Source organism: Flavonifractor sp. An82 (assembly GCF_002159265.1).
GTDB lineage: Bacteria > Bacillota > Clostridia > Oscillospirales > Oscillospiraceae > Flavonifractor.
The window spans coordinates 62,289-69,765 of record NZ_NFHG01000018.1; the positions used below are offsets into that span (position 1 = coordinate 62,289).

Below are 7,477 nucleotides of genomic sequence, written 5' to 3' on the forward strand. Positions count from 1 at the left end.
ATCAATTTCTCCCTTTCTGTGATGGTATGTCTCTTCCTGCTCAGAACAGGATGGTTACGGTGTTGACGCCCTCTTCACAGGTCCAGCGGCTGTCCTTTGTCTTGGACAGGGCCAGCTTTACACTGAGCGCCTCACCCTGGGTCAGCGGATCAAAAGCCGCCCCCTCCCAGCGGATGACCGCCTCGCACTGGCTGGCATCCTCCCGGCAGGCCGCGTCGAAGGACAGTCTCCAGCCGCTTTCCGCAGGCAGGGTGGGCAGGATGACCGACACGCACAGCTCCTCAAAGATCTGCTGGAATTTCAGGGACTGGTCGGCGCCCAGCAAGTGCTTCCGGGCAAAGGCGTCGATGTCGGACGCGGTGCCCAGGAAGTCAAACTCCCTGGAGCGGATCTCCGCGTGGAAGGTCTTCAGCCGGTGGACAAAGGCCCGGCAGCGGTCGGTCAGCGGATGCTCAAAGACCTGCTCCGGCGCACCCTCCTCGTAGATCACGCCCTGGTCCATGTAAAACACTCTGGTGGAGACGTCCCGGGCAAACTTCATCTCATGGGTGACGATGAGCATGGTCAGCCCCTGGCTGGCCAGGTTGCGGATGACCGACAGCACCTCCCCCACCATAGTGGGGTCCAGAGCCGAGGTGGGCTCATCAAACAGGACGATGTCCGGATTCATGGCCAGGGTGCGGGCGATGGCCACCCGCTGCTTCTGTCCGCCGGAGAGTTCATCGGGGTAATTGAGGGCCTTCTCCGCCAGGCCCACGCTCTGCAGAAGCTCCAGTCCCCGCCTGTAGGCGTCCTGTCTGCTGAGACCCAGCAGCTCCACCGGGGCCAGCATGATGTTTTCCATCACGGTCAGATGGGGGAACAGATGGAAGGACTGGAACACCATGCCCATCCGCCGCCGGATGGCGCTGAGCTCCCGGGGACCGGTGCCGGTCAGGGTCTGCCCCAGCACCTGGATCTCACCGGCTGTAGGCTCCTCCAGACGGTTGAGGCAGCGCAGCAGGGTACTCTTGCCGGTACCCGAGGGACCGATGATTGAGATCACGTCTCCCTGGCAAATCTCCGTATTGACATCCTGCAGGGGGGTGGCATTGGGATAGACCTTTTTCAGGTGCGCCACGGAGATCACCGTCTCCCCCTCCGCCCTGGCGGCGGATACGGGATCGGGAGTGGCGGCGGACAGCTTCTCCCCCTCCACGCCCTTGAGGACCCTGGGCCGCCGCTTGGGATCGATGCGCAGCTCCACCAGCCGCAGCAGCGAGGTGAGGGCCCAGGCCAGCAGGAAATAGATCACCGCCGTGACGATCAGCGGGAAGAAGGCCTCAAAGGTGCGGCTGCGGATCAGGTCGGTGGCCTTGGTCAGATCCTCCACCGCAATATAGCCCACCACCGAGGTCATCTTGACCATGGAGATCAACTCGCCCTTGTAGACCGGCAGGATATGCCGGGCGGCCTGGGGGGCGATGACCTTGGTGAAGGTCTTGGCACGCCCGAAGCCCAGCGCGGCGGCGGCCTCCCATTGGCCGCTGTCCACCGCGTCGATGCCGGTGCGGATCATCTCGGACACATAAACGCCGAAGTTGATGGAAAAGGCCAGAATAGCAATGACCACTCCGCTGAGGCGGGTGCTGGCAAAGACGATATAGTAGAGCACCATCAGCAGCACCAGGGTGGGGATGCCCTGGACCAGCCGGATGAAGGCGGCGGCCAGAAGGGAGGCCACCCTGTTCCGGCCCCGCCGCACCAGGCACAGGCCAAAGCCCAGGGCCGAGCCGATGAGGGCGGCGCACAGCGAAATGACCACCGTGACCCCCAGGCCGGACAGGATCATCTGCCAGCGGTTCTCCTCCACAAAGGTCTTGCGGAAGCTGTCCGCCAGCCCGGCCCAGAAGCCCTGCTCTTCCGTCTGGGTGCTGATGCCCAGGTCCTCCGCCCGCACCACCATCACCACGCCGCCGGTGTAGTGGGGCGCGGCGAAGTCGATGCTCTCCTTTCGCTCTTCGGTGATGCTGATCGAGCCGGAGATGATATCCGCCCGGCCGCTCATCAGCATGGGGATCAGGGAGGCAAAGCTGCCCTGGGTGATCTCCAGCTCCATCCCCAACTCCTTGGCGATGAGGGTCACCAGCTCCACCTCATAGCCCAGGGACTCTCCCCCCTCCCCCACATAGCTCATGGGCTCCATAGAGGGATCGTGGACATAGCGCAGGGTCCCGTTGGGGGCGTCGTACTCCCCCACATCGATGGTCTTGACGCTCTCATCCGCCCCCATCCACTTGGCGGTCAGGGCGTCCAGCGTGCCGTCAGCCCGGTACCGCTCAATGATGGCGCTGACCTGGTCGGTGAGGGGGCTGTCTTTGGGCAGTCCCAGGCCGTAGCTGTCCGGTGCGATGGTCTCGGGGAAAATGGCCAGTTCGGGCTGCCGGGCAACCGCCAGCTGGGACAGGGGCAGATCGTTGAGGGCCCCGTCTATGTATCCGTTCTGCAGGGCCAGCAGCTGAGAGGCCACGTCATCGTAATACTGGATGCTGATACCGGGGATGGTCTCCTTGGCCAACTGATCCTGGTAAGCCCCCGTCACGGCCCCCAGCGTGGTCCCTTCAAAGTCGGCCAGCGTCTCAAAGCGGGCCTCGCCCGCTCCGGTATCGGCCACCACCACCACGATACCGCCGGAATAGTCGGGCTCGGAAAAGTACACCCGCTCAGCCCGCTCCTCGGTGACGGTAAAGCCGGCGGCTCCCAGGTCATATTTTCCCGCCTCGATGCCGGCGATGAAGGAGGTGAGTTCCACGTTATGGAGGTTGAGGCCGTAACCATAGGCCTTGCAGAAGCGGACCACGATGTCCACGTCATAGCCCACGGTCTTCCCGTCCTTCACATAGGCGAAGGGGGCGCTGCTGGCCTTGGCAGCAAACTCCAGGGTGCCGTTGGTGGCGGGCAGCCCGGTCCAGTCCTCCACCACCTGGACGCTCTCGTCGGTGCCGAACCAGATGGATTCGATCTCCTCCATGGTGCCGTCGGCCTGGATCTGGGCCAGGAATTCATTCATCTGGTCCCGAAGCAGAGCGCCCTTCTCCGTCTTGGGAAAGGCGAAGGCGTAGCCGTCCTCCGTCAGGTAGTCCTTGAGATAGGTCACCCCCGGGTTCTGGGCGCACAGCACCCGGGCCATGGGCTCATCCATGAGGAAGGCGGCGATTTTCCCCTGTTCCACCGCCAGCGCCATGTCGGCGTAGGTGGTGTAATACTCTTTCTTTGCGTCGTTGATGTAGGTGTCGGTATGCTGGTCAAAGGTGGAGCCGGTCATGACTCCGATGGTCTGCCCATCCAGCTGACGGATATCCGTGATGGCAGCGCTCTCTTCAGCCGACCCGGCGCAGCCCACCAGCTGCACCAGCAGAAGAACCATCAGAGCCAGATAGGCCAAGCGTTTCTTCATCCCACTCACTCCTTTTCCAGTTGTTGCCGATCCAGCATCCCCAGCTTATTGGCCGAAAGCATCAGTTCCGACTGCAGGCAGGAAATGCCGCAGGAGGTCATAAAGAAGTCCAGGATCACATTGCCCGCCACCGCCAGGCCCACCGCTTCGGCAGGGATGCCCAGCTGGGTGAGCAGAACGGTGTAGCAGGTCAGGCTGCCGCCCGGCACAGGGGGGGCGGCAATGGCCAGCAGCCCTGCCGTCAGCACGCCCGTCACCACCCAGGGCAGGGGCATGGCTACGCCGTAAAACTCCGACAGTCCCAGCGCCAGAACGAAAAAGCCTACGGCGCCGCCGGTCTTGAACATCACCTGTCCCAAGGGGACAGCAAAGTGGACGATACGCCCGGAAATGCCCAGCTTGCGCTCACAGGTCTCCAGATTGGTGGACAGCGCGGCTGAAGAGGAGGCGGTGGACAGGGCGATCAGATAGGTGGGCAGCTGCTTGCGCAGCACCATAGGGAAGGACACCTTCAGGCGCAGGCAGGCCCACAGGGCATAGAGCAGAGGCCATGCCACACAGGCGGCAATTCCCAGCAGCAGCCCCTTCACCACCCCGCTCAGGTTGCTCATGGCGTCGGACAGCAGGAGCGAGAGCAGGCTCACAAAGACAAAGAGGGGGATATAGCGGCTTACGATCTCCATCATAAACTGCACCGCCGTATTGACCTGACCCAGCAGGACCCGCAGAGCGGAGGACTTTTCCCCCAGCACCAGCAGCACCAGGCCCGCGCAGATGGCCATGAAGATGATCTGCAGGGAGTTGCCCTCCAGGAACGGGGTAATGATATTGGAGGGGATGATCCCCAGGATCATGCTGTAGATCTGGGCGGCGGCGGTTTCACCCATGGAGGCTGTACCCCCTTCCGGCTGAAACATCCACACCAGACAGACCGCCGTCACCGCCGTCAGCAGGAAGACAGCCCCCAGAAAGCGAAGCAGTACCACCTTGCCGATCCGGCCCAGCATATGTACGTCTCCAATGTTGATGATGCCCCAGCATACACTGAGGAAGATCATGGGGCTTGCCAGTGTCTGCAAAATGCCCATCAGTGCACTGAACAGCGGGTCCACCACACCAGTTGCCACCTCTCTCACCTGGGCAGGCAGAGCAAGGAGCACCGTCCCCGCCACCGCAGCGCCCAGGATGGCCAGCAGCAGCTGGATAAGAGGACTGAGCTTCTGGGGTTTGGATGGATAGATGGCCAGGCGGTTGATCCCGTCCTGATAGGAATAAACCGGGGAGAGACCGGCCTGGGCCAGCAGATTGGAGCACAGCATCCGCCCCGCCATATCCGCGGCAGCTTCATCGGGATCAATGCGCTTGCCGGGGGCCGTGATTTCAAGGTACATCCGCCCCAGCCTGGTGCCGCACCGGAAGGTGCAAACCGTCTCCTGTTCCGCCCTGGAGCTCCACATCCCCAGGATCTCCTCCACCGCCAGCCGGAGCCGGATGATATCCTTCCGGTTGACCCCCGCCTGTTCCAACCCATTGGCCAGCAGTTGGGAGAGGGTGTCAATGCCTGCCCCGTCCAGAGGCACTTCCTTCCGCTGCCTTGACAGCGTCAATTTTTCCTTGCTCATGAGACAAAACTTCTTCCTTATTTCAGAATTCCGTGATCCCGAGCCAGAGCCTCAATGCTCCGGTCGTAGGTGGCCTCCCCTTCCTTGGAAAAAAAGCACCCCGGGACCCCTTCGTTGTGATCCCGGTGGTGAGCCACACATTCACAGCATTTTCCGTGCCGGGGGCAGTGATAGGTACAGGGACATTCCCGCTTATTGTCACAGTGTTGTGTCATCTCCGTCGTTCCTTTCTGTTGTGGATATCAGGATTGTGCATCCAGCCAGGCCACAAAATCCTCCGTGGAATAGGTAAAGGCAATCTCCGCTTTCCTTCCGTCCGCAACCAGGAATTCGGTAAGGCCGTATGCCGAATCTCCGCCGCTCCAGTCATAGGTGTATCCCAGCCTGGTCCAGGGATAGGCGCTCTCAAAATAGGAATAGAGGATGTTGCCGTCAAACCAGGTCTGATGGGTCTCATCTGTGATCTGGTCGTACCCGTTTACCATTTGAGCGGTCACATCGGTCACATAGGCAGGGCGGATCACCTCCGACGGCGCGATCCAAAAGGCGGAAAACCGTGTGCAGCTTCCGTCATCGGGCATACCCAACAGCTGGGCAAAGCGCAGATCCCAGTCGGTGACATCGCTGCCGTTTTCCTGATACCAGTCTGTCAGCTCTCCCAGCGAGGTAGCCCAGATATCCTGATAGGACAAGGAATCTCCCGGCGCACACGGGTCGGGGTAGCTGTGCCAGGTAACCAGCAGCACCCGCTCCCCCGCCTCGTCCCAGATAACCTGCGGGTCCTGCCGGGTCAGACAGACCAGTTCCATTACCTCATCATCCTCGCTGAATACCGCGTCGGCCATAGCAGACTCCCACAGTTCCTCATTGGTGGGCGGGCTCTCACCGCCACAACCGGAAAGAGGCAGCAGGCCCAGAACCAGACAGGCGCCTGCCGCAATCAATCTCCTTTTCATGAAATAATCGGGACCCTCCTCGCTGAAACGACTCTCTCCACCCAGATTTGGTCGCCTTGTATACTGCATAATTATTTATTGGGTGTTATCTCAAGTTTAATGCGAATTCTACCTTTGTGAACCGATTGCAAAAAATTTGCATCCGCCTGCACAGAATCCGTGTTTTCTGCGTATCCAGATGAGTACCCTCGCAGTTTCCCTTCCGGAATTAACTTGGAACAGATCAGTCTGTATAAAAAATAAAACGATCCCGGTCTTCACGGAACCAATCTGTCCGCTCATACCGGGATCGTTTTTCATTGATTTCATAGTGTCAAACAAATTCTAAAAAAGCAAAAAACCGTGTAACCACAATGGTTACACGGTTTTTGGTGGAGATAAGCGGGATCGAACCGCTGACCTCTTGAATGCCATTCAAGCGCTCTCCCAAACCCATCGGTTACATACCCCTGTAACCGGGTCTGTGAGGTGCGCTTCAATACGCAATACCACCATTAACAGCCACAAAACTTGGCCTTGTAACAGCTTCAATTCCGAGGTTCATATGATTTACAAGATTGGAAATCATGGTTGTCCTCGTAGGACTTCTATCCGTTTCACTTCATCATTTATACAATGGCCTTGATATGGTGACCTCCATCATCTACAATAATGGCAAAGAGGTAACTTATCCGTGCAATAATTGCTGTTACAATCGCAATGATTAAAGAACATAAGGAAGTGAAGTCGATTGTCATATACGCTCGAAATCTATGCTTATGAAGATAAATTAGTATTTACTGGAACATTAAATATGTATTTTGACAAATACAAAGGGTTAGGCCCTGGATTATATTCCAAGCCAATTGTATGTCTTGAACGCACTTGCACATCGTACGACATTGAAGATGCAATAAAGAAGAGCATTAGTGTGTTAGAGACAAACAAGGACACTATTTTCCAAGAGAATTCCGTTAAGACTATCACCCAAATGGAGAATTTGATATTTCGGAATTTTAAGTTATTCGGAATCAATGCACCTAAAAGTCAAATTATTAAAGGCTCTACCTTGATAATGATCCGGACTGGCAGCAAATTCTTCGTTTCTCGGTGTGTTCCGGAGGGAAAGGACATGATCGTTCAAGATAAAGTGCCCCTTTCTCCAGAGGCAACAATCCCAGATATTGCAAGCATAGTATTTGATTTTTTAAATATTTAGCATGATCCAGAAAGATCAATGTTGCTCTTTATATCTCTTATAAAACAGCATAGCAAGCCCATAATTCTATGGTAAGAACGCCGCCCAACGGGACTATGGGCGGCGTTTTCATATATCCCACCGAGAAAGGAGGAGTGTTTTCTCACAGGCCAGCCATCGGGCTGGCTTTTTCTATTTCACAACGAAGTCTGCAAATAAAAAGTCAACAGGGAATTGAGGAAAGTTTGCAACCTTAGTAGGAGGCGAAAGAGAGCAAAACAAAAAG

General features: G+C 57.6%; 4 protein-coding genes. All 4 read right to left on the reverse strand.

The window, feature by feature from the left end:
- Positions 1-40: 40 nt before the first annotated feature.
- From B5G34_RS19440 to B5G34_RS14960, 4 genes are read right to left on the reverse strand one after another with little or no spacing between them, the layout of a single operon-like run.
- Positions 41-3,436, reverse strand: a complete 3,396-nt coding sequence (locus tag B5G34_RS19440; protein WP_087339314.1) for an ABC transporter permease subunit — start codon at positions 3,434-3,436, stop codon at positions 41-43.
- Between the two features lie 5 nt (positions 3,437-3,441).
- On the reverse strand, positions 3,442-5,058 hold the full coding sequence (locus B5G34_RS14950; protein ID WP_087339317.1) for a cation:dicarboxylase symporter family transporter: 1,617 nt from the start codon (positions 5,056-5,058) through the stop codon (positions 3,442-3,444).
- A gap of 17 nt (positions 5,059-5,075) precedes the next feature.
- Complete coding sequence (locus tag B5G34_RS19255) at positions 5,076-5,273, reverse strand: hypothetical protein (protein WP_087339319.1); 198 nt, start codon at positions 5,271-5,273, stop codon at positions 5,076-5,078.
- A gap of 27 nt (positions 5,274-5,300) precedes the next feature.
- Entirely contained in the window at positions 5,301-6,014 is a 714-nt protein-coding gene (locus B5G34_RS14960) for a hypothetical protein (RefSeq protein WP_140397268.1), read from the reverse strand.
- Between the last annotated feature and the right edge of the window lie 1,463 nt (positions 6,015-7,477).